Source organism: Aeromicrobium sp. CnD17-E, assembly GCF_024124745.1.
In the GTDB taxonomy this organism is placed as follows: Bacteria; Actinomycetota; Actinomycetes; order Propionibacteriales; family Nocardioidaceae; genus Aeromicrobium.
Genome location: NZ_JAMXRU010000194.1, coordinates 1 through 2,249, shown reverse-complemented (window position 1 = coordinate 2,249; position 2,249 = coordinate 1). Strand labels below are relative to the sequence as shown.

The window sequence follows — 2,249 nt, the reverse complement described above, 5'->3', positions numbered from 1 at the left end:
ACGGGCGCCCCGGCCGCGGCCGCGAGGCTCGCGGGCGTCGGACCGAGGGTCAGCACCGTGCCGGGCGCCGTGCGCCACCGCGCCATCTCCGCGAGGATCATCGGTCCGCCGCCGTCGCGAGCAGGCTCGCCCGCTCGTGCTCGACCATGTCGGCCAGGACGGCCCGCAGGTGTGCGGCGAGGCCGCGGACGGCCGCGTCCACGGCCCAGGCACCCGGGTACCGGACCGAGAGGTTCAGCCCGCCCTGGTGGCGGATGAGCCACAGGTAGAGCTCGTCCGGGGCGAACACCGGGGACCTCAGCGCGCGAGCCTGCTGGGCCGGCCAGCGCTCGGCGCCCGGCACGTGCCGGACGTCGACGTAGGACACCACGAAGTGCGGTGTGTCGCCGACGCCCAGGAGCTCGGCGACCCGGGGGAACGGGTGCCGCGCCAGGTCCTTGACCTCCCGCGTCGCGGCGTCGGCCCGGGCGACCGCCTCGGCGAACGTGTCCGTCCCCGACAGGTCCAGGTCGACGGGGCAAAGGCCGACGTACCAGCCCACGGACTCGCGGTGCCGGGGGTCGTGGCGGGTGTGCATCGGCATCACGAACCGCAGCCGCTCGACGCCGGAGCGTCGCCGCGACGCGATCCCCAGCGCCGCGAGGCCGGCCGCCTGCATCCCGACACCGTGCTCACGCAGCCGTCGGCCGAGCTCGTCGGTCTCGGGCCCGCCCAGCACCCAGGTCGAGAGGCTGCGCTGGCGTCGAGGACGGTCGTCGACGCCGGCCGCCGCGACGTCGGGGTGGTGCGGGAAGGCGGGCACGTCGCGCGGCTCGCCGTTCTCGTCGAGCGACGTGAAGGCGCGCCAGCGCAATACCGCCGGGTGCTCCGCCGACAGCTCCTCCCCCGCCCGGCGGTCGACGGCCGAGAAGTCGACGTGGCTGCCCACGTCGAGCACGGCGAGGGCGTCGTCGTCGACGCCGGCGAGGGCCTGGCGGTACAGGTCCTCCATCTCGGCGAACCACAGGACCTGCGAGTACGCGTCCATCACGCTGTGGTCGGCCGCGAAGACCAGGACGAAGCCCTCGGCGTGCGCGCCGCGCACGGTCGCGAACACGCAGTGCGGCCAGGTGACGGGCGACAGCCTCGCGAGGAACTGCGCCACCTCGACCCGCGCCGCGTCGCTGGACCGGTGCCCGAGCACCTCCGGGCGGACGTCGACCTGGGCCTGGCCGACCGTCCGTCGCTGCCACGCGCAGGTCGACGCGGGATCGGCGGTCCGGCGGACGGTCGTGCGCAGCACCTCGTGACGCGCGATCCAGGCCCGCAGGGCCCGACGCAGGGCGTCGGCGTCGAACGGCAGCGGCACCCGCATCGCCGAGCCGATCCACGATCCGTCGGGATCTCGTGCCAGGTGCGCGGCGTGGTCGTAGGACAGCCCGCGCGGGTCGTCCTCCCACGCCTCCGACGACGTCGTCGGCGTCCACGTCGTCACGATCCCTGCCGGGATCGGGTAGTCGTCGAGCTCGGTGTACTCCATGGCAGTGCTCCCCCCGTCCGGTGCGCCACCGGTCTCTTCGGTGACGCGATCCATCCGCCACGTCCGCGCACTCCCCGCGGCCGTTGCTCGCCAGTCTGCGCGCCCCCGCGGAGTGCGCGCGACGTGATGATGCTCACGCGCCCCTCCCCCTGGACACGGTCTGCAGCGGCCCGCTTGACTCGGCAGAACCTGGGGGGTGTTCATGATGACGATCGACCACGCGACGGTTCGTCTGACGTTCGGGGACGACCTGTTCCTGAGACGTCACCGCGGCGTGGGGACGCCGATCGTCAACCAGTTCGTCTGGCGTCTCGACGACGTCGTGCCGACCGCGGCGCTGGTCCGGCTGCGCGACGAGCTGGCCCGCGGGGCGCTCTCGCGGAGAGCCGACCGCCCCCGCGTGCCCGGCGCACGAGGCCGCTGGTCGCGGGCGCCCCACCCGCCGCCGATCGACGTCGAGCCGACCGTGCTCCCGGACTGCGACGTCGTCGACTGGCTCCGGGCCAACCACACCGCACCGCTGCACCCCGGCCGCGGCGAGTCGTGGCGGCTGGCGAGCGCACGGCTCTCCGACGGCGGCTCGTTGCTGTCGCTGATCGTCGACCACGCCGTGGCCGACGGCGGCGCGATGGTCGACGCCGTCGAGCGGGCGACCTCCGGTCGTGCGCCACTGACCCTCCCCGACCGCGACGGCACCTGGGCGACGCTGCGTGGCGACCTGGAGGACGCG

The 2,249-nt window shown here is 74.9% G+C and carries 2 protein-coding genes; one reads left to right on the top strand and one right to left on the bottom strand.

Annotation, left to right across the window (positions count from 1 at the left end):
- Window positions 1–97: 97 nt before the first annotated feature.
- Window positions 98–1,519: a condensation domain-containing protein gene (locus tag NH339_RS18005; RefSeq protein WP_253027370.1), complete on the bottom strand. Its 1,422-nt coding sequence runs from the start codon at window positions 1,517–1,519 to the stop codon at window positions 98–100.
- Between the two features lie 202 nt (window positions 1,520–1,721).
- Between NH339_RS18005 and NH339_RS18000 the strand changes: the two genes are divergently transcribed.
- A partial coding sequence (locus NH339_RS18000) for a hypothetical protein (protein ID WP_253027368.1) occupies window positions 1,722–2,249 on the top strand: 528 nt, incomplete at its 3' end.